26 protein-coding genes and 3 pseudogenes are annotated in these 23,684 nt (G+C 69.7%); 19 read left to right on the top strand and 10 right to left on the bottom strand.

What is annotated here, in order from left to right; all coding sequences use genetic code 11:
- Positions 1–51: 51 nt before the first annotated feature.
- Complete coding sequence (locus ACFW6B_RS20860; protein WP_386598087.1) at positions 52–471, bottom strand: DUF6325 family protein; 420 nt, start codon at positions 469–471, stop codon at positions 52–54.
- Between the two features lie 206 nt (positions 472–677).
- Positions 678–1,322: a GAP family protein gene (locus ACFW6B_RS20865; RefSeq protein WP_386597952.1), complete on the bottom strand. Its 645-nt coding sequence runs from the start codon at positions 1,320–1,322 to the stop codon at positions 678–680.
- Positions 1,323–1,710: 388 nt separating this feature from the next.
- Between ACFW6B_RS20865 and ACFW6B_RS20870 the strand changes: the two genes are divergently transcribed.
- Together ACFW6B_RS20870 and ACFW6B_RS20875 are read left to right on the top strand one after the other, a co-directional pair.
- Positions 1,711–3,129 (top strand): DUF2252 domain-containing protein, encoded by a 1,419-nt coding sequence (locus ACFW6B_RS20870; RefSeq protein ID WP_386597953.1) that lies wholly within the window; start codon positions 1,711–1,713, stop codon positions 3,127–3,129.
- A 59-nt stretch (positions 3,130–3,188) separates the two neighbouring features.
- On the top strand, positions 3,189–5,006 hold the full coding sequence (locus ACFW6B_RS20875; protein WP_386597954.1) for a glycoside hydrolase family 15 protein: 1,818 nt from the start codon (positions 3,189–3,191) through the stop codon (positions 5,004–5,006).
- On the opposite strand, the gene ACFW6B_RS20880 is transcribed toward ACFW6B_RS20875, so the two are convergent.
- Positions 4,957–6,261, bottom strand: coding sequence for a chloride channel protein (locus ACFW6B_RS20880; protein WP_386597955.1), 1,305 nt, complete (start codon positions 6,259–6,261; stop codon positions 4,957–4,959). The genes ACFW6B_RS20875 and ACFW6B_RS20880 overlap by 50 nt on opposite strands.
- Positions 6,262–7,066: 805 nt before the next feature.
- Here ACFW6B_RS20880 and ACFW6B_RS20885 point away from each other — a divergent pair.
- A complete protein-coding gene (locus ACFW6B_RS20885; RefSeq protein WP_386597956.1) occupies positions 7,067–7,462 on the top strand; it encodes a hypothetical protein in 396 nt (131 codons plus the stop codon).
- 996 nt (positions 7,463–8,458) lie between these two features.
- Here the strand turns inward: ACFW6B_RS20885 and ACFW6B_RS20890 are convergent.
- On the bottom strand, positions 8,459–9,028 hold the full coding sequence (locus tag ACFW6B_RS20890) for a DUF4232 domain-containing protein (protein WP_386597958.1): 570 nt from the start codon (positions 9,026–9,028) through the stop codon (positions 8,459–8,461).
- Positions 9,029–9,307: 279 nt separating this feature from the next.
- Positions 9,308–9,460 (bottom strand): hypothetical protein, encoded by a 153-nt coding sequence (locus ACFW6B_RS20895; protein ID WP_386597959.1) that lies wholly within the window; start codon positions 9,458–9,460, stop codon positions 9,308–9,310.
- Between the two features lie 183 nt (positions 9,461–9,643).
- On the opposite strand from ACFW6B_RS20895, the gene ACFW6B_RS20900 reads away from it, so the two are divergent.
- The 3 genes and pseudogenes from ACFW6B_RS20900 (at position 9,644) to ACFW6B_RS20910 (ending at position 11,446) form a co-directional block, all read left to right on the top strand.
- Positions 9,644–9,901 (top strand): helix-turn-helix domain-containing protein, encoded by a 258-nt coding sequence (locus ACFW6B_RS20900; RefSeq protein WP_386597960.1) that lies wholly within the window; start codon positions 9,644–9,646, stop codon positions 9,899–9,901.
- 87 nt (positions 9,902–9,988) lie between these two features.
- Positions 9,989–10,782 (top strand): annotated as a pseudogene (locus ACFW6B_RS20905) (transposase family protein).
- Between the two features lie 97 nt (positions 10,783–10,879).
- Positions 10,880–11,446 (top strand): GNAT family N-acetyltransferase, encoded by a 567-nt coding sequence (locus ACFW6B_RS20910; protein ID WP_386597961.1) that lies wholly within the window; start codon positions 10,880–10,882, stop codon positions 11,444–11,446.
- Here ACFW6B_RS20910 and ACFW6B_RS20915 read toward each other — a convergent pair.
- A complete protein-coding gene (locus ACFW6B_RS20915) occupies positions 11,418–11,666 on the bottom strand; it encodes a hypothetical protein (protein ID WP_386598093.1) in 249 nt (82 codons plus the stop codon). The two genes, ACFW6B_RS20910 and ACFW6B_RS20915, sit on opposite strands and share 29 nt — an antisense overlap.
- On the opposite strand from ACFW6B_RS20915, the gene ACFW6B_RS20920 reads away from it, so the two are divergent.
- The 4 genes and pseudogenes from ACFW6B_RS20920 to ACFW6B_RS20935 all read left to right on the top strand — a co-directional run.
- A complete protein-coding gene (locus tag ACFW6B_RS20920; protein ID WP_386597962.1) occupies positions 11,558–12,004 on the top strand; it encodes a winged helix-turn-helix domain-containing protein in 447 nt (148 codons plus the stop codon). The two genes, ACFW6B_RS20915 and ACFW6B_RS20920, sit on opposite strands and share 109 nt — an antisense overlap.
- A pseudogene (locus ACFW6B_RS20925) lies at positions 12,001–12,255 on the top strand (DDE endonuclease); the annotation flags it as partial. The gene ACFW6B_RS20920 and the pseudogene ACFW6B_RS20925, both read left to right, overlap by 4 nt.
- A gap of 222 nt (positions 12,256–12,477) precedes the next feature.
- Positions 12,478–13,566 carry an IS110 family transposase gene (locus ACFW6B_RS20930; protein ID WP_386597963.1) on the top strand — a complete coding sequence of 363 codons (1,089 nt, stop codon included), beginning with the start codon at positions 12,478–12,480 and terminating at the stop codon, positions 13,564–13,566.
- Positions 13,567–13,583: 17 nt separating this feature from the next.
- Positions 13,584–13,855, top strand: a pseudogene (locus tag ACFW6B_RS20935) (transposase); the annotation flags it as partial.
- 45 nt (positions 13,856–13,900) lie between these two features.
- On the opposite strand, the gene ACFW6B_RS20940 reads toward ACFW6B_RS20935, so the two are convergent.
- Entirely contained in the window at positions 13,901–14,638 is a 738-nt protein-coding gene (locus tag ACFW6B_RS20940; RefSeq protein WP_386597964.1) for a hypothetical protein, read from the bottom strand.
- Between the two features lie 426 nt (positions 14,639–15,064).
- Here ACFW6B_RS20940 and ACFW6B_RS20945 point away from each other — a divergent pair, with 426 nt between their 5' ends.
- From ACFW6B_RS20945 to ACFW6B_RS20975, 7 genes are all read left to right on the top strand, one after another.
- Positions 15,065–15,400, top strand: coding sequence for a hypothetical protein (locus tag ACFW6B_RS20945; protein ID WP_386597965.1), 336 nt, complete (start codon positions 15,065–15,067; stop codon positions 15,398–15,400).
- Complete coding sequence (locus ACFW6B_RS20950; protein WP_386597966.1) at positions 15,397–15,843, top strand: MerR family transcriptional regulator; 447 nt, start codon at positions 15,397–15,399, stop codon at positions 15,841–15,843. The genes ACFW6B_RS20945 and ACFW6B_RS20950 overlap by 4 nt, the downstream gene beginning before the upstream one ends.
- Positions 15,824–16,138, top strand: a complete 315-nt coding sequence (locus tag ACFW6B_RS20955) for a hypothetical protein (RefSeq protein ID WP_386597967.1) — start codon at positions 15,824–15,826, stop codon at positions 16,136–16,138. The genes ACFW6B_RS20950 and ACFW6B_RS20955 overlap by 20 nt, the downstream gene beginning before the upstream one ends.
- 11 nt (positions 16,139–16,149) lie before the next feature.
- On the top strand, positions 16,150–16,485 hold the full coding sequence (locus tag ACFW6B_RS20960) for a YnfA family protein (RefSeq protein ID WP_386597969.1): 336 nt from the start codon (positions 16,150–16,152) through the stop codon (positions 16,483–16,485).
- A gap of 136 nt (positions 16,486–16,621) precedes the next feature.
- On the top strand, positions 16,622–17,737 hold the full coding sequence (locus ACFW6B_RS20965) for a WD40 repeat domain-containing protein (protein ID WP_386597970.1): 1,116 nt from the start codon (positions 16,622–16,624) through the stop codon (positions 17,735–17,737).
- 258 nt (positions 17,738–17,995) lie between these two features.
- Positions 17,996–18,589, top strand: coding sequence for a DUF4291 domain-containing protein (locus tag ACFW6B_RS20970; protein ID WP_386597971.1), 594 nt, complete (start codon positions 17,996–17,998; stop codon positions 18,587–18,589).
- Between the two features lie 281 nt (positions 18,590–18,870).
- Positions 18,871–19,491, top strand: coding sequence for a hypothetical protein (locus ACFW6B_RS20975; protein WP_386597972.1), 621 nt, complete (start codon positions 18,871–18,873; stop codon positions 19,489–19,491).
- Between the two features lie 220 nt (positions 19,492–19,711).
- Here the strand turns inward: ACFW6B_RS20975 and ACFW6B_RS20980 are convergent, their stop codons facing one another.
- The 3 genes from ACFW6B_RS20980 to ACFW6B_RS20990 form a co-directional block, all read right to left on the bottom strand.
- Complete coding sequence (locus ACFW6B_RS20980) at positions 19,712–20,512, bottom strand: alpha/beta fold hydrolase (RefSeq protein ID WP_386597973.1); 801 nt, start codon at positions 20,510–20,512, stop codon at positions 19,712–19,714.
- 215 nt (positions 20,513–20,727) lie between these two features.
- Positions 20,728–21,012: a hypothetical protein gene (locus tag ACFW6B_RS20985; RefSeq protein ID WP_386597974.1), complete on the bottom strand. Its 285-nt coding sequence runs from the start codon at positions 21,010–21,012 to the stop codon at positions 20,728–20,730.
- A gap of 444 nt (positions 21,013–21,456) precedes the next feature.
- On the bottom strand, positions 21,457–21,873 hold the full coding sequence (locus ACFW6B_RS20990) for a hypothetical protein (protein ID WP_386597975.1): 417 nt from the start codon (positions 21,871–21,873) through the stop codon (positions 21,457–21,459).
- Between the two features lie 317 nt (positions 21,874–22,190).
- Here ACFW6B_RS20990 and ACFW6B_RS20995 point away from each other — a divergent pair, with 317 nt between their 5' ends.
- Positions 22,191–22,748 (top strand): TetR/AcrR family transcriptional regulator, encoded by a 558-nt coding sequence (locus tag ACFW6B_RS20995; RefSeq protein ID WP_386597976.1) that lies wholly within the window; start codon positions 22,191–22,193, stop codon positions 22,746–22,748.
- Positions 22,745–23,638 (top strand): aldo/keto reductase, encoded by an 894-nt coding sequence (locus ACFW6B_RS21000; protein ID WP_386597977.1) that lies wholly within the window; start codon positions 22,745–22,747, stop codon positions 23,636–23,638. The genes ACFW6B_RS20995 and ACFW6B_RS21000 overlap by 4 nt, the downstream gene beginning before the upstream one ends.
- The last annotated feature ends 46 nt before the right edge of the window (positions 23,639–23,684 follow it).

The raw sequence follows: 23,684 nt of genomic DNA on the forward strand, positions 1-23,684 counted from the left end.
GCCCCGCACCGAGGTGCGGGGCCGCCGACGGCCGTCCGGGGCGCGTGCCGCCTATCCGGCGTCCGTCTCCTCCAGCGCGGCCAGCACCGCGGGCACCGGGATGCGCCCGGAGGCGACCATCTGGGCGCCGCCGCGTCGCAGCGCGGCGGCGAAGGGCGCCGCCCAGACGTTCTCGTAGACCAGGATTCCGGCGGAGTTCCCGGGTTCCAGCGCCTTCCCGGCCTCCTCGATGTCGTCCTCGCCGAGCAGACCGGAGGACACGCCCTCGAACACGGCGAGGTCGAGCGCTCCGTCGCCGTCGAAGTCGGCGATCTCCATGCCGACCACGGATCCGTTCTCGTCCTTTCTCACGAACAAGAGGTCGAGAATCCGAATGAGGCCGCGGTCCACCAGATCGACCAGGATCGGAAGTCCCTCTCCGGTCATTCGGTTACCGGGAAACTCCACGACGATGTAGTCGATCGGTCCCATCTCGACGAATTCATCTTCGCTCACGGCTTCACCCCTGCGTGGTCATGGTTTTACCCTGCCCCTGGTCAGTGCCATTGCAGCACCGGACGGAAGCCGCCGCATTTCGGTACGACGCCCGCTCCGGCCCCCGACGGCGGGGCCGTTCGGGTGGTCCGGGCGGTTCGGCCGGCTCGGACATTTCGATCGGCTCGGACGGTTCGGCCGGTTCAGGCGGTGAGCTGGTAGATGCTCTTGCCGACCAGCCACAGCCCCAGGAACAGGCACAGCGACACCAGCGCCTGGTCCTGGTGCCCCTCGATCCACGCCCGCAGCCTCCCGAGCCGGACATGGGCCGTCCGTGGGGCGAAGGTCGCGTAGAGCTCCATCGTCAGCAGGCTGGAACTGGCCAGCAGGACGTAGCCCATCAGGGCCGCGTACGAGGCGGCGTGCCCGAGCTGGGCGTCCACGACGGTGGAGGCCCCGGCCGCGATCATCCCCCAGGGCTGGAGCAGCAGCGCCAGGCCGGCCGCCGTCCAGGGGGAGATCCGTTCGATCCGGGACATGAAGCCCGAGGACTTCGGCCGCTTGCCGAGGTTGCGCCGTCTGCGTTCCGCGTAGAGGACGAGTCCGACGCCGACGGCCAGTTTGACGGCCAGCGCGGCCGTGGACGGCGCGGACTTCGGGGCCGGCGGCTCGCCGCCGGTCATGAGCAGTACGGCGGCGATGATGGCGAGGAAGGAGGCCAGCCAGGTCAGGATGAAGGCGAGGCCCTTCCAGATCCCCCTGTCCGAGGAGAGCACCAGCACGAATCCCGTGATCGGCAGCGGGTCCAGGGCGATCGCCAGACCGATGAGGAGCAGGTCAAGGACCATCGCCGCCCCCGCGTGGTCTCGCGCGGCCGGGCACCGCGGTTTCGCGCATGCCCTCATCGTCACCTCCCCCGGGCACGTCCACAAATCCGGTGTCCCGCCGGGCACGTCGACACCGGGCGGCCTCCCGTACGGCGGGCATCCCCCGTGCGGCGGTCGTCGCGACCGGCGCCGTCGTGGCCCGGGCCCCGCCGGGCCGCCCGCCGCCCGGGACCCCCGATCGGCTCAACTCGCCGGACATACCGCCCGGAGCTACGTTGGTGATCCGGGCCGGACGCCCCTCCACGGGCGGGCCCGGACCACGATCCCAAGACGGTGGCCGGCGGAATCGACCGCCGGGCGCCATCACCGGTGCCCCGCGCGCCGGCGACCACATCGCGGAGCGTCTGCAATGACCCCCAAGCACTCGGCCGGCAGTCATCCCCCGCACCACACCCCGGCGGAGCGCGCCGCGCTCGGCAAGGCCGCCCGGTCCGCCGTGCCGCGCTCCAGCCACGCCGACTTCGCCCCCGCGCCGAAGCGGCCCGACCCGGTGGACATCGTGGAGGCGCAGTCCGCGACCCGGGTGCCGGAACTCGTGCCGATCCGCTACGGCAGGATGACCGAGTCGCCGTTCCGCTTCTACCGCGGGGCCGCCGCCGTCATGGCCGCGGACCTCGCCGGCACTCCCCGGTCCGGGATCAGGGCGCAGCTGTGCGGTGACGCGCACATGTTGAACTTCCGGCTGCTGGCCTCCCCGGAGCGCCGCATGATGTTCGACATCAACGACTTCGACGAGACGCTGCCCGGCCCCTGGGAGTGGGACGTCAAGCGGCTGTCCGCCAGCCTCGTCATCGCGGGCCGGGCGAACGGCTACAGCGGCAAGGAACGTGCCGACATCGTCCGTACGACGGTCCGGTCGTACCGCGAGTGGATGAGACGCTTCGCCGGGATGGGCAATCTCCCCGTCTGGTACACGCACTTCGACGAGGACTGGATACGGACGCACATCACCGAGGAGCTGGGCTCGCGGGGCCGCGAGCGCTGGAAGAGGACGACCGCCAAGGCGCGCGGCCGCGACAGCCTCCAGGCGTTCAACAAGCTCACGCACCTGGTCGACGGCGAGGCGCGGATCGCCGCGGACCCCCCGCTCGTCGTCCCACTGCAGGACCTGATGCCCGACATGGAACGCGGCGCCCTGGAGAAGCAGCTCCGCAAGCTGATCGGGAGCTACCGCCGGAGTCTGAACACGGACCGGCGGTTCCTGCTGGACCAGTACCGGTTCGCCGACGTGGCCCGCAAGGTGGTCGGGGTCGGCAGCGTGGGCACCCGTTGCTGGATCGTCCTCATGCTCGGCCGGAACGGCTCCGATCCGCTGCTGCTGCAGGCGAAGGAGGCGGACGAGTCGGTGCTGGCGCCCTACGCCGGCGCGAGCGAGTACCGGACGCAGGGCGAACGCGTGGTCGCCGGCCAGCGGCTGATGCAGGCCACCAGCGACATCTTCCTGGGCTGGGAGCGGGCCGAGGGCATCGACGGCCGCCGACGGGACTTCTACGTACGGCAGTTGCGGGACTGGAAGGGCATCGCGGAACCCGAGCTCATGGTGCCCTCCGGCATGCGCGCCTTCGGGGAGCTGTGCGGCGCCACGCTGGCCCGCGCGCACGCGAGGTCGGGCGACCGGATCGCCATCGCCTCCTATCTGGGCGGGGGTGACGTCTTCGACCGGGCGCTCGTCCCGTTCGCCGAGGCGTACGCGGACCAGAACGAGAGGGACCACCGGGCGCTCGTCGACGCCGTCCGCTCGGGACGCGTCAAGGCCGAGACGGCCTGACGCGCCGGACGGCCCAGGGCGAGCCCGCACGCTCCGCCAGGCCCGACGAGGAGGCCCGCATGGACCGCTATCCGCCCATCGCCGACCACGGTCTGGTCGGCGACCTGCAGACCGCGGCCCTGGTGTCGTCCCAGGGCGTGGTCGACTGGTTCGCGGCACCGCGCTTCGACTCCCCCAGCGTCTTCGCCTCGCTGCTGGACCACGACGGCGGCGGATACTTCCGTCTCGCGCCCGATCACCCCGAGGGGACCTGGCGGCAGCTCTACTACCCGGACACGGCCGTCGTGGTGACCCGGTTCATGTCCCCGGACGGCGTGGGCGAGGTCATCGACCACATGCCGGTCCTCACAGGCCACACGCCGTCCGACCGGCACAGTCTGGTGCGCGTCGTCCGCTCGGTGCGCGGCACCGTGCGCTTCGTCCTGGAGTGCCGGCCGCGGTTCGACTACGCGCGGGCGATCCACGAGCTCGAACTCACGTCCCGTACGGCGGTGTTCAGGTCCCCGGTCGCGAGCGCCCACCTCCAGGGCAACATCCCGCTCGAACGCGACGGCGAGGACGTCCGGGGTGGCATCACCCTGGAGAACGGGGAGTCGGCCGCCGTCGTGTTCACGGTGTGCGGGCCGGACGGCGAGGCCCCGCCGCCTCCCACGCCCGACGGGCTCACCGAGGAGCTGTGGAACAACGTCGACTTCTGGCAGAAGTGGGTGCGCACCTCGAACTACCGGGGCCACTGGACGGAGATGGTGCACCGCTCCGCGATCACCCTCAAGCTGCTGACCTACGCCCCGACCGGAGCGCCGGTCGCCGCCGCCACCATGGGGCTGCCCGAGCAGATCGGCGGTGAGCGCAACTGGGACTACCGCTACACGTGGGTGCGGGACGGATCGCTGTCGGTGCGGGCGCTGCTCGACCTCGGCTTCGTGGAGGAGGCCACCCACTTCACGCACTGGCTGGGCGACCGCCTCCGGGAACGCGACGGGCCGGACGACGAACCCCTCCAGATCATGTACCGGGTCGACGGCGACCCGCACCTGACCGAGGAGGTCCTGGCGCACTTCGAGGGCTACCGGGGGTCGTACCCGGTGCGCGCCGGCAACGGGGCTTCCGGCCAGCTGCAGCTCGACATCTACGGCGAGGCCCTCTACGCGCTGGCGGAGGGGCGCACGGTGGGCGAACAGGGCGGCTACCACGGCTGGAAGGCGCTGGCCGGCATCCTCGACTGGCTCGCGGACTCCTGGGACCGCCCGGACGAGGGCATCTGGGAGACCCGGGGCGGGCGCAAGGACTTCACCTACAGCCGGATCATGTGCTGGGCCGCCTTCGACCGGGGCCTGAAGCTCGCCGCGGAGTTCAGCCGGCCCGCCGACACCGTCCGCTGGACGAAGGCGCGGGACGAGATCCTCGAACAGGTCATGGAGCGCGGCTGGAACGAGACGCACCGCGCGATCGTCCAGCACTACGGCAGCGACGTCCTGGACGCCTCCCTGCTGCTGGCGCCCCGGGTCGGCTTCGTCTTCGCGCGGAGCCCCGGCTGGCTGAGCACGCTGGACGCCATGGAGCGCGTACTCGTCTCCGACAGTCTCGTCTACCGCTACGACCCCGAGGCGTCCCCGGACGGACTGCGCGGCGCCGAGGGCACGTTCAGCCTCTGCACGTTCCTGTACGTCGACGCGCTCGCCCGGGCCGGGCGGCTCCCCCAGGCCCGCTACACGTTCGAGAAGATGCTGACGTACGCCAACCACGTCGGCCTGTTCGCCGAGGAGATCGGCCCCAGCGGGGAGCAACTGGGCAACTTCCCGCAGGCCTTCACCCATCTCTCCCTCATCATGGCCGCGAAGACGCTCGACGAGGCGCTCGACCGGCAGCGTCCCTGAACGGCGGGATGTCGGGGCCCTGCGGAAGCAGTTCCACGGTCACGAAGGACACCACGGCGGCGAGCACGATCACCGGCACCGTTCCCGAGTTGCCCACCAGGAGCACGACCAGCACGACACAGCTCACCGGCAGCCTGAGCGCGGCGGCGGACGCGGCGGCCATGCCCGCCGCCATGGCCGACGCGACGCCGAACCCCGGGAGCGGTGCCAGCAGGACGCCCGTCGCGGCGCCGAGGAACAGCGCGGGAAACACCGGGCCGCCCCTCAAGGTGCCCAGGCACAACGAGTACGCGACGGACTTGAGCAGCACCAGGGCCACGAGGCTGCCCACCGACCACGCGTGCGGGTGGGCGGCGAGCTGGGACAGGGTGGTCTGGCCGGACAGGGCCACCTCGGACGGCGAACGCCCGGTGAGGACCGCGTAGAGCGCCGCGCAGCCGCCGGCGCCGAACGCGCACAGCACCGTGGTCCGCAGCGTGTGCGTGGTCACGGAGCGGGCCGCGTACCGGCCGCCCACGATCACCCAGTGGACGCCGACCCCGATGACGAGCGCCATGAGCACCGACCAGACCACGTCCCCGGTGTCCAGGGTCGAGGGCGCGGGGATCCCGATCCTGAGGCTGCCGGTCTGCAGTCCGGTCCAGTCGTCGAAGCCGGTGAACACGATGGCGCCGACCCCGCTGGCCAGCAGCGCGGGCAGCATCACGGCGAACAGCTGGGGGCCGCCCACCCCGGCGACCTCCATCAGCAGCACGGCGGCGATCAGGGGACTGCCGAAGATCGCCGAGATGGCGGAGGCGGCGCCCGCCGCACCGATCAGTGCCGTGCTCGCCCGGGTCGCGGGGGCCCGTACGAGATCCCTGAAGAGCAACGCCAGACCGCCGCCGAGCGCGATCAGCGGCGACTCGGGGCCGAGGACGGCTCCCAGCGGGAGGCTGGCCAGGGCGGCGAACGCGACGCCCGGCAGTGCGGATGTCGGCACCCCGCCGGCGTGCAGTCCCGAGGCCGGGATGTGCCCGCCCCGGCCCGGCAGCCACAGCACGATCAGACCGACCAGCACCCCTGCCAGCAGCATCGGGGGAAGCGGCCACCACCAGGGCGGGTCCGACCACCCGAGGTCGTGCGGCCACTGCTCCCACATCAGGTGTTCCAGCTCGTGGAGGAGCACCAGGAACCAGAACGCGGCGAACGAGACCGGGACACCGATCACGGCGCAGAACACCAGCGCTCGCCGGTAGGAGGGCTGGAGCAGCATGTTCCTGAGCTGCTCGGCCTCCGTGGGCTGGTTGTCCGGCGGGGGGCCGACCTCGGCGGACCGGTCACCCGGAGCGGGTCCGGGCTCCTCGGACTTCGGCTCGGTGATGGGTCTTCTCCTACGTCCGCTCGGAGGAATGCTGCCGTACGGCCACCACGGGACGGCCGTACGCGACCGCCGCGGGACGGCAGGGTGATGACCGTGCGACGGCCGGGGGACCGTGCCGCCGGGGCGCGAGCGTACCCACGGGATCCGCCGTTCCCGCGCGGCTCGCGGTCCCGGCCCCGAAAACCCTCCGGGTGGACGCCCGGCCCGCACCCTCATGGCCCACACGGGCTCCCCCGGCGGCCGGAGGGGGCCGGAGGGGGCCGGTCTCGATGAGGCGGAGCAGGGTCCACACCACTCCGTAGCAGTCGTCCGGCCCGAAGCAGTCCGCCCGCGCCCGCGCCTCCTCCCCCTGTCACGGGGCGGGAGACGACGTCCAACTGCCGGCACCGTCTGTCAGTACTCTTCTTCGCTGCCGTCCCGCTCTTCTTCGCTGCCGTCCCGATCGGGGAATGGACCGCGTGAAGAACACGGGCTGCGGCCGATCACCGCTTCAGGAGTTCGATCCTGCTTCTGCGACCCCAGCGTCTTGCTGCCGTGCGTCGTATGGCCACGGTCCAGGAGGTACGCCGATGTCTGAGGTTGTTGATGTCATCGATGGATGTCAGGTAGTGGTTCGATGACCGTGGCCGATGCACGCTCGTCGGCCGCTTCGGCACCCCCTTGCTGCCCTGATGCCCCGGCCTGCGAGAGTGGCCTTGTGCTACTGGATCCTGAAAACACTCTGTTCGTCCGTGGCGCCACGCCCGTGCTTCTGCTGGCTGACGCGCCTGTCCACGATGCCCTGCCGCTCCTGACCGCGCCGGACGGAGCGATTCCCTTGTGCGAGGGCTGGAACATCGTTCCCCGACTCACCCTGTGTGTCGTAGACGGACCTGGGGACCACGGGCTCATCGTCCCCGCTCTCGCTGCGCCGGTGGTCGGCGGAGCCGATGACAGCACGGCATCGAGCGGCATGGGCGACTGGTGCGCGGATGCCGAGCACGCCGGCGGAGCAGTCGTTCTGTCTTTGGACCGCCTGCCTGAGACATTCGACTGGTCTGCCCTGCTGTCCTCGGGAACTGCCCGCGGCGGCTTCATGCCTGCGCTGGCCTGACCGTAAGAGCGACGGACTCGCAAAGCGAGTGTTACGCATGCTGGCTTTGCGAGCCTTGAACTCCGGACCTCTTCGTCCCGAAGCAACTTGGGTGGGGGCGCTGCCTTGGGCTGAAGTGCCCTCCACCTGTTCCGACGGTCCGTAGACGTCCGTGCTTGTTCGCCGCTGTTCGTCGGCGTTGTCACGCAGTTAGACACTCACCCCGCGCCTCTGCATCACCTCTTATGTCGCCTGCTCGCCTTCTTCTTCTGTTCGGCTTGGCCACGCTTCGTCCAGTCCCCTTGGTGGCGGTAGCAGCGCGACGTGCCCTTCATGGTCTTGTTCTGACAACGTCTCCCGGCCGCCGTCGGCCAACCGCACTTACCTTGCCTCCACTCGCCCACCGTCCACCCCCGGTGGTTCGGCTTCAAGGTCGGCATACAGCGTGCGTCGCCGTGCAGCCATCGGGTAGGGCGCACGGCCGGCGCAACAAGCGCGTCATGCGCACACGTGTTGGGACAGGCAGCACCGTCTCACGTGCACTCTTTCCAACTGTGTTGATGGGGTCTTGGGCCGCGTTCGGGGACGTTCACCTGCGTTCATGCGCGGCTGGTCGGCTTGAGGGAGTGGGCTTGTGGTCTCGTCTGAACGTCCGTGAACGGTGGTGAATGAGACGGAAACTGAGACCGTGGCGATTGGCCGGTCGCGTGCTCCTGCCCAGGTGAGCGCTCAGAGATGGCTCGCCAACGCGGTCTCGGCTTCGGCACGGGTTGGGGGCGAGGCGTGCCGCCGAAGGTGCGTCCGGGTTGTCCTGTGCCACTGGATCTTGACCGTTTGCCATCGGACTTTGACGGACGCGAGTTTGTGTCATCGGAGTTTGATCACCGCAGGTCAGCGACTCAGCGCACCGAAGGTACATTGAGTCGCTGACCTGCACTTATGTGCGGTTCCTCGTAAACGTTTAGGTCAGAGCCTTGCGATCGTCATGCAGGCTGCTCGATTTGTGGGGACGGGGGGTCAGGAAGGCTTGACCGCCGAGACCGGGGTGACGGTCACCTTGTTGTCGCACTCGGCCCACCACCCGTCGTTCAGGGCGACCTGGTGCTTCCCGGAGTGCGGCAGCCCGATGACCATCGTCGGATACGCCGCCGGGGTCTTGCCCGACACGCAGTAGCCGTCGCCCTCCCCCTGGACCTGGACGAAGGTCAGCTTCACCCACGCCTTGCCGTGCGGCCGGACCGTCACGGTGGCCGCCCTGCCGGTGGGGGTGACCTTGAGCGGGGTGTTGTGGGTGGGGGAGCCGTTGCCGGCGCCCGCGACCGTCGGATGGCCCTTCAGGACGCACGTCTTCCGGGAGACGTTGGTGAACTGCACGACCGCCGCCCCGGTCCCGGTCCCGACGGGCGGGTGGGCGGCCTGCCGGGCGCTGACCTGGAGGGCGGAGGCCGGGCAGGCGGGCGGCGGGGTAGAGGTGGTGGTGCTCGCCGCCATGGCGGTGCCGGGCAGGATGCCGGTCACCGCCGCCGCGACGGCCGTGACCGCCGTCGTCGCCAGAGCCGCCCTGCGAATGCCGTTGCTGTGACGCATGTTGTCGTCCCCCTGAGTCGTCTCGTCCGCGGGTTTCGGTCGTCGGTTGTTGCCCCGCGGTACGCGTGGTCGTGGTGCGTGAGTGCAGATAGGCGGGAGAGCGGCAGGGTTCCGTGCGGCGACTACTTGTGACGGAACGGTGACGACAGGCTGCACCCGTGCAGATGGCCGTTGCTGACACACCGAAGGCAACACGCCTTGGACAAAAGGGCGATGCGGCCACTCGATGTGCACCCGTCACGCTCTCAGCTTGGGAAGCTGCGCTCCTTTGCGGGAGGTTCAGGCGCCGAGCTGGGCGAATGTGACGCGGTCGGTCCAAGGGTTGTCCTCCACGCCCAGGCGTGCTGCGACGACGTCGTCGAGGAAGTGCGCCTGAGCGGTCTCGACCGTCTCGTTGGGCCACCACAGCGAGTCGCACTCAGTGCACAACAAGAAGGAGGCCCCATCGGCTTTGAAGCGGTATCGATGGACCCAGTCCTGCTCACAACGTGGACAGACGCGCTTCACTGACATGCTCAGAAGGTACCTCGGGATGAAGCGCACGCCTTCTACTGACTTTCAAAGCGTGGTGTCGTAAGGGCTGACGCCTCATGATTCCTGCGATATGCCGACCGCATGAGGTATGCGCAAGGGGGCGGACTGACCGACGAACGGCGGGCCTTCCGCGAGAAGTTGAGGATCGAGGCGGCCGAGCGGTTCGCCCGGGGCGACGAAAACCCGGTCATCGCGCACGACCTGCGGGTCAGCGTCCGGTCGGTTCAGCGGTGGCGCAGAGCCTGGTCGCAGAACGGGCCCCGGGCCCTGGCCTCCAAGGGCCCGGCATCGCTGCCACTGCTCAGTGAGCCTTTGCCAACCTGGCTGACAGCGGCGTGAGTTGGTGTGGGGCCGCGTGCGGGAAGAGGTGAAGCTCCTGGTAGATGGGTTGTCGACCAAGATCAACCTGTCCGCCCGGAGCTTCATGTGCTTGTCTACCCATCGGGGATCGATCTGTCCAGCTCGGCCCTTCGGTTCCTGTCCCGCCTGCTGGCTGCCCGGCGCCGTGAACTCGGTACGCGGTGGCGTCGGCTTCCGGCGGACCGCCAAGCCCTGCTGGTCCTGGCCCACCTGCGGTGCGGACACACCTACGCGCAGCTCGCGGCCGGTTTCGGCGTCGGGACCAGCACGGTCCACCGGTATGTGGCCGAGGCAGTCGAGGTCCTGGCCGCTCTCGCGCCTGACCTCGCCACGGCCGTCCGGACAGCAGCGCGCAAGGCGTTCGTGATCCTCGACGGGACGCTGCTGCCGATCGACTGGGGGCACCTCCCGGCCGAAGGCTGGGGGACATCGCCGCCGACCGCCCGTACTACTCCGGAAAACACAAGAAGCACGGGATGAACGTGCAGGTCATCGCCGATCCGTTCGGGCGTCTGCTGTGGGCCTCGGCCGCCCTGCCCGGCGCGGTGCACGACATCCGCGCCGCCCGCGCCCACGGCATCATCGACGCCCTGGCCCAGGCGGACATCCTCTGCTGGGCCGACAAGGCGTATCAGGGAGTCGGCGGTACGGTGCGGGTTCCCTACCGTGGCCGCTGGGAGAAGCTGTCCGCAGGTCAGCAGGCCGTCAACAGCTCTCACGCCAAGATCCGCGCGCTCGGCGAACAGGCCATGGCCACCCTCAAGACCTGGCGACTCCTGCGCAAACTCCGATGCAGCACCACCCGCATCACCGCCATCGTCCGGGCAGTCCTCGCGCTCCACCTGACCACATCGGTCTGAGACCGGAAAACCCTGGGTGCCGGGTCCGTTCTTGACCGGCGGGGCGCGGCGAAAACCTGTTGAGCCGGGCTGCCCGTCTCGGGCAGGATCCGCGCCCGTGGATACCTACCTGGAGACCGAGCGGCTGACGCTGCGTCATGTCACCGTCGAGGACGCGGACTTGCTGATCGAGCTGAACAGCGACCCCGAGGTGATGCGCTACCTTCCCCCCGGCGAGGCGGAGAGGCCTGCCGCGGAGATGCGCGAGCTCGTCATGCCGGCCATCGTCGCGGAGTGCCGGCGGTGGCAGGGTGAGCTCGGTCTGTTCGCCGTGCACGAGAAGGACGGCGGCGCGTTCATCGGCTGGTTCTCGCTGTGGCCCGAGAGCGAAGGGCCGCGCGAGGATGCCGAGCTGGGCTACCGTCTGCGCAAGGCGGCCTGGGGCAGGGGCTACGCCACCGAGGGCTCGCTGGCGCTGCTGCACAAGGGGTTCACCGAGCTCGGCATGCGCTCGGTCTGGGCCGAGACGCTGGCCGTGAACAGCCGCTCCCGCCGCGTCATGGAGAAGGCCGGCCTGACGCTCACGGGCGAGATCCCGGTTCCGGAGGACATGCGGGTGATCGATGGTGCGGACCAGGGGGGAGTGCGCTACGGGATCACCCGGGAGCAGTGGCAGCAGCGCTGACCTGGAGCTCGAAGTCCCTTGCCGGTTCGTCCCGGGGGATGCGCAGCGGTCCGGGCTCCGCGCGGTCCCCGGACGGCACGTCGGTGGTGTGCTGGAACCACGCCGTCGCGAGTGCGGAGCGGTACGGCTCGGGGCTGCTGTCGGGGCCGATCGCCCTGGAGCGGAAGTGCCCGATGCTACGGACCGACGGCAGGATCCCTACCGGCCCGAAGCTGTCCACAGGCAGGTTGGAAAACCCTCAGTGACGAACTGTTCGCAGCGCTCGAGCGGGAGCTGGCCAAGGGGCCGGTGGTGCACTGCTGGCCGGACCAGACCTGGACCCTGTCGCGGATCAAGACGCTGATCGGACGCCGGTTCCACAAGAGCTACACCGTGCAAGGGGTGGCCGCCCTGCTCAAGCGGCACGGCTGGAGCTGCCAGGTCCCCGCCCGGCGGGCTATCGAGCGGGACGAAACCGCAGTGGCCGGCTGGGTGAAGGAGACCTGGCTCCACGTGGAAGGACCGTGGCGGCGCTCGACGCCTGGCTCGTCTTCGAGGACGAGGCCGGATTCTCGATGACGCCGCCACACGCCCGCACCTGGTCCCGCCGCGGACACACCCCCGTGATCCGCGTCCGGGGCCGCTCCCGCCGCCGCTTGTCGGTGGCCGCCCTGGCCTGCTACAAGGCCGGTCAACCCTCGCGGCTGATCTACCGGCCCTGCCCGGACACCCGGCCCGACGGGCGCAAGAGCTTCTCCTGGAAGGACTACCGCTACCTGATCCAGACCGCCCACCAGCAGCTCGGCGGCCCCATCGTGCTGGTCTGGGACTGTGAGGATGAGGTGTCCCGTTCGGGACCGCGGCTTGACCCGGTCTGGGACTGACCACTGTGTCTGGAGTATTGATTTGTCGGCCGTGGTCCTGAACGGGTTTGCCGGCACCGGGTCGGCGGATGTGTCCCGATAGGGGCTTCGCGGCCAGCGCCTTCACAGTCTTGACCACTCGTCCGGCCCGGTGCCAGTCCTCCGCCATCGGCTCGGACGAGGAGAGACATGACGACCCTGAGCAAGTTGCAGGATGAGAGCGCAGAGAACCTGTCAGCCGGGAGACCGGAGGTTGTCCTGGGTGTCGATACCCACAAAGACGTGCACGTCGCGGCGGTGGTCACCCAGTTGGGAGCATTGCTGGGAACGTGCCCCTTCCAGGCCACCGCAGCCGGTTACCGTGAACTGCTGGACTGGGCTCGTTCCTTCGGCGCAGTTTGCCGAGCCGGCGTGGAAGGCACTGGTTCCTACGGCGCGGCCTTGTGTCGTTACCTTGACGCCGAGAACCTGCGGGTGATCGAGGTCAACCGGCCAGACCGTGCCGCGCGCCGCCGGTCGGGCAAGAGCGACGCGGTTGACGCGGAGGCAGCCGCCCGTGCTGTTCTGGGAGGCCGGGCCACGGCCAGCCCCAAGCACACTGGTGGGACGGTGGAGGACCTACGCGTGTCCAAGACCGTCAAAGACTCCGCCGTCAGGGCCCGCACCCAGGCGATCAACCAGCTCAAGGCGATTCTGGTGAGCGCCGACCCGGAACTGCGAGAGTCCCTGGCGCAATTGAGTAACGTCGCACTCTTCGATGCGTGCGCCCGCCTTGATCCAGAGACCACCGCCGTCCATCAAGCTCTGAACCTGCTCGCCGTGCGGATCCAGCAACTGTCCGACCAGGTCAACGCCCTCACCCGACGCATCACCGCCGCCATCAAAGATCACAATCCCGCGCTCCTACAGATTCAGGGCGTGGGACCCGACAGCGCGGCCGCACTCTTGGTCGCGGCCGGTGAAAACCACGACCGCCTGGGCAACGAGGCCTCCTTCGCGGCCCTCTGCGGCGTCAACCCCGTCGAGCACTCCTCGGGAAAGAGCAAACACCGACGCCTAAACCGAGGCGGCAATCGGCAAGCCAACGCCGCTCTCTATCGCATCGTGCTCACACGCCTCCGCTGGGACGAACGAACACGGGTCTACCTGGAACGACGCACAGCCGAAGGCAAGACCAAAAGAGAAGTCATCCGCTGCCTCAAACGCTACGTGGCCCGCGAACTCTTCCGGTGCATCAGCGCATCGCCCCTCCCCGGAACAGTGATACGCGCAGGTTGACAGACCATAGGGGCATCAACCTGAACACCCACCTGACAGCCGGCATGCGCCGCTACATCGCCGCACGGGACTGGCTCACCGTTTTCCAACTGCCGCCTTACGCACCCGACCTCAACCCGGTCGAGGGCATCTGGTCCGTCCTGCGACGCACCACCACGGCCAACCGCGCCTTCGCCGACCCGATGATTTGATCACCGCCGTCCGACGCGGCCTACGCCAGCTCCAGTACCGCCCCGACGTCCTCGACGGCTGCCTCACCGGCACCGGCCTCCGGCGCCAGCCACCATGACGACATCACGCCCTCAATACCGTGGTCGGCGAGCGCTTTTGGGACTCAGACGTGTTGCATCCAGATGTTGGGCTCTACGTAGGTGCCTAGGTCAGCGGAACGGTCGAGCTGTAGCAAGCTCAGCCCTTCAGGGATGACGTAGCCACCCGTTTCGGGAAACACCATGCCGGTCCAACGCTCCCACTCAGCAATCGTGCCGGTCATGGTCTGCGACTCGGGAGCCGCTGCGAGAATGTGGGCGCCCAGACGCTGATGCGTCCGAATCCATGGATCCAGGGCCATACCGTCCTCACGGGTCCACCTCATGAAGGCATCGATGGACGTCAGCGGATAGCGGGCTTTCAACGTCGGGCGCACCGGCGCTATAACGCGCGGCCATCCTGCATCCTCGGCGAGCTGGCGCAGCGCCTTGAGTGTCTCCCCGGCCAGGCCACGTCCCTTGCGCGACGGGGTGACGATTGCCCCGCAGATCACCAGGGTGTCGGGTTCGATGCCTTGTTCTCGGCCCTCCACGGCGCGAATCGTGGCCTGGGTGTAGCCAGTGGGGAGTGTCTCCGTTCGCCCGTCCCATCGGATCGGGATACCCCAGCCGGCCGCGACAGGCACACCGTGGTCGTCCACCAACATGAGATCAAGGTCGGCGAACCACTCCCTGATCCTGCCGATGTACTGCTTGGCCAGCCGATCGGCTGAGATGAACGCCGGGAAGCCCTCACTGAAGAGCTCCTGCATCTGCTCATCAGGCCATGTGCGTGCGTCTGTTCGCTCAACAGTCAAGGTCATCGGCCCTTTCTAGCGCACCGACCACAGCCAGAGCGATCGAGTTCCTACTGCCTGGGTTGGAACAGACCGCCGAGATCACGCCCCGCAGACCCCTCACGACACCACGCTTTGAAGGTCAGTAACTGTGGTGGTGGGGTCACGGCTCTCGTGAAGGGGCGTTCACCTGCGCGTTCAAGGGCGGCTGGTCGCTTGAGTGGGTTGGCCTCTTGGCTCCCTGCCGGGTACGAGCGTCGGACTCCGGCGCAGGGGCGGTCCACGGTCCCGAGAACCGTCGTGGCGCGAGTCACCGTGGGTTCAGGTCCCGCACCCGCCGCAGGCGAACGTCGTCCGGTCTCACGTCTTCGTGAGGTTGCAACCGGTACCCAGGTACAGGTTTACCGTCGGAGGTGTCCCCACCTGCGGGGTGTGGAAGACGGGAGTGACGCGATGAACGATCTGGCATGGGTTCCGCAGTCCTGCACGCTGCCCACCGAGGAGCGGCCCTTGCGGGTCGCGGAGTGGGATGCGCTGTTCTCCGAGCGCCTGAGGTCCCTGTCCCGCCCCGAGCCTCTTCGTCTGCGTCTCGATCTGGCGGGCGGGCCCGGCGTCGAGGAGCGGGTCCGGGACCTGGTGGAACGCGAGAGCGGCTGCTGCTCGTTCTTCGCTTTCACGATCACCCCCGGCGAGGACCTGGTCCAACTGGTGATCGCAGTCGACCAGCCGCACGCTGGGATGCTGGACGCCATCGCCGCCCGTACCGCTGCCGCTGGGGAGCAGGGATGAGCACGGGACTGCGCAGCGGTCAGGTCGCCCAGGCGGCAGGTGTGAACGTCCAGACCCTGCGCTACTACGAGCGGCGGGGCCTGCTCGCCGAGCCGCAACGCAGCAACGGCGGTCACCGCCTCTACGGCGAGGACGCGGTCACCGCGCTGCGGGTGATCAAGGCGGCCCAACGGCTCGGGTTCACCCTGGATGAGGTCGCCGAGCTGCTGGAGGCCGGCCGCCACCGCCACGGTCGCCCGGTGGCGGGACTGCAGGAGCGCGCCGCGGCCAAACTCGCCGAGGTCGACGCGAAGATCGCCGACCTGACCACCATCCGCACCGCCCTGGTCGCCGCGGTCGAGGCGGGCTGCGACGACCTGACCCTCTGCGCCTCCAGCTCATGCTGCCCCATTCCCTTCACCGACCTCGCCGAGGAGAACCGCCATGCCGGACCCTGCTGCTGACTCCCGCCCTCACAAGGCATCCACGGCGCTCGGGGGCCTGGCCGCTCTGGCCTGTGTGGCCTGCTGTGCGCTGCCCGTCCTGATCACGGCCGGGGTCGTCGGTGCGGGTGCCGGAGCAATCGTGGGCCGGCTGCCCGCCATCGCCGTCGTCCTGGCCGTCCTCGCCGCCGGAACGTGGTGGCTCGGACAGCGCCGCCGCTCCTGCTCCTGCTCGGCGAAGAGTTCAGGTGAGGGCGCATGCGGCTGCAAGGGCTCCGACGACCCGCTGAAGATCACAGGAGCGGGCCGCCGGTAGGGTCCGCCGGTATGACCGTCGCTCGTTCCATCGCCCTGTTCGCCGTCGCCGCCCTCTTCGAGATCGGCGGTGCCTGGCTGGTGTGGCAGGGCATCCGCGAGCACAAGGGCTGGGCCTGGATCGGCGCCGGCGTCATCGCCCTCGGTCTCTACGGGGTGGTGGCGACCTTGCAGTCCGACGACAACTTCGGCCGCATCCTCGCCGCGTACGGCGGAATCTTCGTCGCCGGGTCGATCGCCTGGGGCATGGTCGCCGACGGATACCGCCCCGACCGCTACGACGTCATCGGCGCGCTGATCTGCCTCGCCGGAATGGCTGTGATCATGTACGCCCCGCGCAGCCACTGACCGCGCCGGCCCCAGCCGAAGAGGAACACCGTCCCCGCCGCGGGAACGGCCCCGCCCGTTCGGCACACACAAGCGGACCACAGGAGCGGGTGGCACTACGCCTTCCGTGGAATGCCGGATCGCGCGAGACTGCACCATGGCATTCTCGGGACAGCCGTCGCCGTCATTGTCACGGGGACCGGCCGCTACCCTCAGCGGGCACGGCAGAGCGGTGAACTCGGTGGCCTTCAGCTCGGACGGACGGCTGCTGGCCTCCGGAAGCACCGACAGGACCGTGGTCCTCTGGAACGTCACGGACCTGGCGAACCCGACCCGGGCCGCCGCTCTCAACGGCCATCGCAGAGCGGTGAACGCGGTGGCCTTCAGCCCGGACGGACGGCTGCTGGCGTCCGGGAGCACCGACTGGAGCGTGGTCCTCTGGGACGTCACGGACCTGGCGAACCCGACCAGGGCGGCGGTCCTCGTCCATGAGCGCCCCGGCTGGCTGTTTCGCGACGGCTGGCGGCAAGGCGGTGTCCACGCGGTGGCGTTCGGCCCGGACGGACGGTTCATCGCCTGCGCCGCCGACCGCGCCGTGATCGTCTGGGACATCTCCGACCCGGCACGGCCGAACCGGTGCGCCCGTGTCACCCACCATCGGTATGTCTGGCGGTCAGGTCCCGTCATATCGGTGATGTTCAGTCCTGACGGGCGGTTACTGGCCTCGGGTTCCGACGGCGACAAGAACATCGGGGTCCTGTGGGACGTCAGCGATCCGACGCGTCCGGTCCTGACCGCTGTCGTCCGTCCACAGGTCCGCGATTGGTCCCAGTCGTTGTCCTCGGGCGGGGCGCCGGCCGTCCATTCGGTGGGATTCGGTCATGGCGGACGGCTGCTGGCAACCGGCAGCGGGGATCTGGGCGTCGTCTCCGGCACCTACGGGTCGTGGCGGCAAGGAGCCGTCACGGTGTGGGACATCATCGACCCGGCGCATCCCGTGAAGAGGGGCACAGGCACCCTCCCTCTGGCCGGTCTCGGGGACACGGGGCAGATGTACGCGGTGGCGTTCAGTCCGGACGGACGGCTGCTGGCCTCCGGGTGCGAGAACGCGGCCGTGACCCTGTGGGACGTCACCGACCCCGCGCATCTGACCCCGGCCACTCATCTCACCGGTCATCGCAAGGCCGTACAGGGTCTGGCGTTCAGCCCGGACGGACGGCTGCTCGCCGGCTGCGGCGCCGACAAAACGGTGCTGCTGTGGGAAACGGGCTGAGGGTGCCCGCCGTCTCCCCTACGAGCCGCCGCCCCGCAAGCCGGCCGGCGGCACGTCGGTCCTGGTGCCGTGCGCGGTGACGAACGACCGCGCCCGACGCGTCGGTCCATCAGGTACGGCATCGCCGAGACGTCGCTCCACGTGCCGGACGCCACTCGGCCCGCACGGGCGACTGCCTGCCGCCTGCGTGCTCCGTCGTGCGGGGCGACGGTCGAAAATCGGTGGCCACAGGACCTGGCCGAGACCACGCTGTACGCCATGGAAGAACCGCACCGCAGGATCCGCGCACTCCACACGGACTCCACCATTACCGTCTACCAGGCGTACCGCCCGGAGATCGGCGGCCCCGCCGCCCGCAAGGGCCGTTTCCCCGCCGCGTGGAAGCCCGACCGCATGACGTGGATCAAGCCCAGTTTCCTGTGGATGATGTACCGCTGCGGCTGGGGCGCGAAGGAGGGGCAGGAGACCGTCCTGGCCGTCGAGATCACCCGGGACGGCTTCGACTGGGCACTGCGCCACTCCTGTCTGTCGCACTACGTCCGCGGACTGCACCCCGACCGCGACACCTGGCAGCGTGACCTCAAGCGCGCACCGGCCCGCGTCCAGTGGGACCCCGAACGGGATCTGCACCTGCGCCCCCTGCCGCACCGCTCGCTGCAACTGGGGCTCGCGGGCGAGGCGTCGGCGCGTTACGCGAACGAGTGGATCGTGTCCATCCGCGACGTGACCCCGCTCGCCCACGAGATCCACGCACTCGTCAGGGACGGCGAACTGGACGCGGCCACCCGACTGCTCCCCCAGGAACAGGCATACCCCGCCGGCGACGAGCTCTTGGCCCACCTGAGTTCCTGACCGGCAACAGGAGCACAACCGCCGGCACCACCCACGGGCCACATGGCGGCAAAGGTCCGTGAGCGCCGTAGCCTGAACCCGCCGACGGATCGGTCCGGAAGGGGACCGCCTCGTGCGGGTGTCCCCGGGACTGGCTCGGATCACTGGCCCAGACGGCGACACCAGGCCCGTGGCCGCCGAAGCCGGCACCAGCGCCAGGCCCTCCGAAAGCGACCTTCCCGGTCACGGCACCAGGTGTCCCCGTCGTCGGTCGTGAGCGACATGGACGTGAAGGAGTGCGGATGGGCGTGATGGGGGTCTGGGTGGTCGGCGTCGTGGCAGGTGATGTCGTCGGGGAAGCGCGTCGCCGATTCCCCGAGGCCGCGGACGCTCACGGTACGTGGCCGGAGTCATCCGCCGGCTTGGGCTTCGAGCCCGCGGGGTTCTTCGACGGGGCGCTCGAACGGCCGTCGCGCACCGACGAAATCGTCCGCTTCGCCGACGCGGTGGACAGGGCCCGGAACGACAAGGCCGAGGTGGACGAGTTCCAGGACTACCTGCTTCACACAGTCCCGCAGCAAGAGGGCGAAGGCTTGTTCTGCGCCGGCGTGCCCAGGGGCGACGGCGCGGCGGCACTCATGTGGGGGCTCGGCCTCGACACGGCGCTCCGGCTCCCGGGCTGCTGTGGGCAGTTCTTGCTCGATACCGCCCAGGTACGGGCCGTGCTCCCCGCGGCCGAGCAGGCACTCGTCCTCTCCCCGCCCCGTCGGGCACATGTGGCCGCCCGGATACGGCTGTGGCTGGACGAGATGGCGGACGACCCGAACCGCGACGTCGACGAGCTGATCGACGGCCCGCTTCGGGTGTTGCGCCACGCGGCGCACGCGGGAGCTGGCGCGGTCGGGCTCACCCTTTGGTACTGACAGGAACTCACGGGCGCGGCAGCCCCTGCCACCAGGATCACGACCTGCGGCTGGAACACCAGGGCGACGCGACCGCCTGCCCGCCCACCGCCGCGCCGGGATCAGCGGATCCAGGTCTGTCGACGCGGCACGGTGACTCATGTCGAGCCGTGTTCACGGACCTTTGCGTCGTCGACGCCGGAGGGTCCGACTTCGGCGTCGTCGTGACCGCGTAGGAGTTTCAGGCGAAGCCGTCGAGGAATCCCGAGAGCGCGGTGTGCAGAATCCCAGGTTGTTCCAGATGCAGGTCGTGGCCGGTGCCGGGGATGCTCATGGCTACGGTGGCGGGTCGCTGCCGGAGCATTTCGTCGGCTTCCTGGGCGGGGATGAAGGTGGATTGGGCCAGGACTACCAGGGTGGGGCACGCGACCTGCCTCCACTCGTGCCAGAAGGAACGCCGGGCGTTCTCCGCCAGCGAGCGGACCATCACGTCCCGGTCGAAGCGGGGCCACCATCCACCGTCGCGTTCTTCCAGTCCGGCCGCCCAGCCCGCACCGACCGGTCCGCCGCCGAGGAACGCGGCTGCCGCTTCGCGTGAGGGAAACGGTGTCGGCCACGAGCCGAGCCATTCGCCGAGGTCCCCGGGGCCGTTCGGGTTCGGACCACCGGAGCCGGCCTCGATGAGTACGAGCGCGCGGACGAGTCCGGGATGCGCGGCGGCGGTGAGCATGGCCGTGTGCCCGCCCAGCGACTGGCCGACCAGGACGGGCCGCTGCAGCGCCAGATGATCGGCAACGGCGATGACATCCGCGACGTAGGCGGCGCGGGAGACATCCCGAGGGTGGCGCTCGCTGGCGCCGTGCCCGCGTTGGTCGACCGCGACGATTCGATATCTGGAGCTCAACCTCCGTGCCAGCACGTCCCATTCACCCGAATGACCGGCCAGGCCGTGCAGCAGCACGATGGGCTGTCCAGGACCGCCCCAGTCCCGGCAGGCAAGCCGGACGCCGTCTCGCACCACCACGCGTTCAGACCATGCCACGTCGCCCTCCAGGGAATCGGCCGACCTTGATCATGTCGCAACCGCAGCCGCAGGACGGGAGGGGTCCGTGAGCGCGGCATGACGATCCGAGTCAAGCCGCGTTCACAGACCTTTGCGGCCGACACGCCTCGCGGGGTCAACGCCGTGAAGGGCGACCACGTGGGCACCGCAGGCCGGTACGGCCTGGAGGCTTCATGTGGCCGGTCCGAACGCTGTCATGCGGAAGCCACCACCTCGCCGGCCATGACCTGGGGAGGGTTGGGGAGCAGTGACGCAAGGTTGTCCCGCACGAAGTCCGCAGCCCTCGAGATCGATTCCTCGGCACCGGCCTGGTCCTGGAAGACGCTGGTCGAGACCATCACTCCGTCCCCGGCATCGATCCAGTAGTAGGCCACGAAGCCGGGGACCTGGCGCATGAGCGCCACGAACCCCTCGTTCACGAGACGTGCCGCCTCGGCCGAATCGGTCACCCCTTCGTACCGCCGGACTGCTGCGTACATCGCCAAGCTCCTCACGGCGTTCTGGTTCGTTCTCTGCTGAGACGTCGTACCCCTGCGACGCCTGCCTGCCTCATGAGGCGTCCGGCAGTCACCTGAAGAGCTGCCTCGGGTGATCCGAACGGCGGCCGCCGGCCCGGACCCACGGCCCTGCGCGCGTCTGCCACGAGACGGCATCGACGTGGAGTGGAGCAGCCTCGGGCGGTGACTGCCCTCAGCACGGAAGAGGCTGTGAACGCGGCATGACGATCCGAGTCAAGCCGCGTTCACAGACGGGGAAAGCCTCCAGGACCGCATGTGCCGACCCCGGTCCCTCGACCACGACCGGGGCGTCGGTGTCAGCGGTTGTCATGACGCCTCTTCGCTGTCGCCGACCGCGGGAGAGCAGACCGTGCTGGACGCAGATCCACGTCGTTGGTCATGCGGGCCGTCATGCCGCGTCGACGCTCAGGGCGTGTCGCGCTTCGCGGCCGACGGAGAGGGTGGTCGCTCGTCGCGGCTCTCCGAGGTGAAGGCGTCGCGGCGAGCGAGGGTCACCGACAGGGGCAGACCCAGCCGCCCGGCCGCGCGTCGCCGGACACGCACCTGTGCTCGGGTCCGGGGCCGGAAGGAGGGGAGCCGCGAGCAGCCGCAGCCAGGGCGGTGATCGTAGGTCAGCCCCTCCGCGAGCACGGTCGCGACGACGGACCATGCCTTGGTGTCGCGTCGCCGGGGCGCGGCGAAGTCGTAGCCGGCGAAGACGAGTTGTTCACGGCAGCCAGGACAGATGCGCTTCCGGATCGGCCACGCGCCGCCCTTGAAGGCGAGCCGGCACGCGACGCACACGTAGTGCCGAAAGGCGCCGTTGAACGCGTGGTAGCACATGATCCGGCAGGGTACGCATCGTCCGCGGGCGGGCCCAAGCGGATTCCTGATACCCGATCCGGCCGGTCAGCCGCCGGTCAGTCGCTGTGGCGGACGAGGGGTGTGGATGAGCGAACGGCGGGACAGCCCTTGGTTGCCGCGTCGTGGCCGGTGACCTCCCGGGCGAAGCAGCCGCAGGACTTCGGAGAGGTCCCGGCGCTGGGCGTAGTCCACGGCCGGGCTTGTCCACCCGTGCCCCACTCCAAGCCAAACAGAGCAGCGACTCTGTATGGTGGGATCTACAAACAGAGCAGTGATTCCTTTTGCCGGAGGGTGCAATGCCGCGACTCACCGACGCGCGCAAGGAACTTCGACGCGCCCAGATCACCGAGGCCGCCGTACGCTGCTTCAGCCGCAACGGCCTGGAGCGGACCTCGATCGCCGACATCACGGCCGAGTCCGGCCTCTCGAACGGCTCGATCTACGCCCACTACCGCAGCAAGGCCGACCTGGTCCAGGCCTCCGCCCACGCGGTGCTCGCCAAGCGCGCCGAAGCCCTCGGCGACTACGCCGCGAGCGACACCCCGCCCGGCCCCGACGAACTGCTCGCCCACCTGATCGCCGCGATCGACCCCGCCGAGGCCCGCGTCGGCGTGCAGACCTGGGCCGAGGCGACCACCAACCCGGCCATCCGCGGCATCGTCGTCGGCACGATCGACCGGATGCGCGCCATGGTGCACGACTGCGTCACGGCCCACCTGGTCAAGGTCGAGCACCTCGACCCGGCCGAGGTTCAGGAGCAGGTCACCCCGATCACCGACCGGGTGATGGCGCTCTACCTGGCCGAACTGCTGCGCACCGCCTTGCGATCACCGACCGAGGAGACAGCGTCATGACCACCTCGACCGCTTCGTTAGCCGCCCGCGCCGTTTTCCGGATCGGCTACGGCACCTTGCAGCTCGAGCGCCTGCACGACCGCCGCGGCGACGCCGTCGCGCTGCTGCGCCGCGCGGTCGAGCTGGGCGTCGACCACGTGGACACCGCCGAGTTCTACGGCTTCGGTTTCGCCAACGACGTGATCCGCGAGGCGCTGCGCCCCGAGGACGGCGTCCTGGTCGTCACGAAGGTCGGTGCCGATCCCGACCCGGGCGGGCCGCTGCCGCTGCGTCTGGCGCAGCGTCCCGAACAGTTGCGCGCCAGCGTCGAGGACAACCTGCGCAGCCTCGGCACCGACCAGCTCCCGGTGGTCAACCTGCGTCGTCTCGACTCCGGCCCCGGCCTGCGCCCTGACGGTGATCAAGTCGTCGACCTCGACGACCAGCTCGCGGTGATGACCGCCCTGCGCGACGAGGGGAAGATCGGCGCGATCGGCCTGAGCAGCGTCACCCTCGACGGCCTGCGCCGCGCCCTGCCCGCCGGCGTCGTCTGCGTCCAGAACGCCTACAGCGTCGTCTCCCGCGACGACGAGGACATGCTGCGGCTGTGCGTGGCCGAGGGCATCGCCTGGGTGCCGTTCTTCCCGCTGGGCGGGGCCTTCCCAGGCCTGCCCAAAGCAACCGACGAACCGGCGGTGCACACCGTGGCCGAGTCCCTGGGCGTCACACCCTCCCAGGTCGGCCTCGCCTGGCTGCTGCACCACGCCCCGAACGTGCTGCTCATCCCCGGCACCGCCGACGCCTCCCATCTGGAGGCCAACATCGCGGCCGGCGAGATCGCCCTCGACGCCGCGACCCTCGCCGCCCTCGACGCCATCGAGTCCCGCTCCAACGAAGTCCCCATCGGCTGACCGGAACCGACCGGGCCCGGCTCGCGGCCACGGCCCGGGCGCCCGG

Origin of the sequence: Streptomyces sp. NPDC058751 (assembly GCF_042746485.1) — a bacterium.
Taxonomy (GTDB): domain Bacteria; phylum Actinomycetota; class Actinomycetes; order Streptomycetales; family Streptomycetaceae; genus Streptomyces.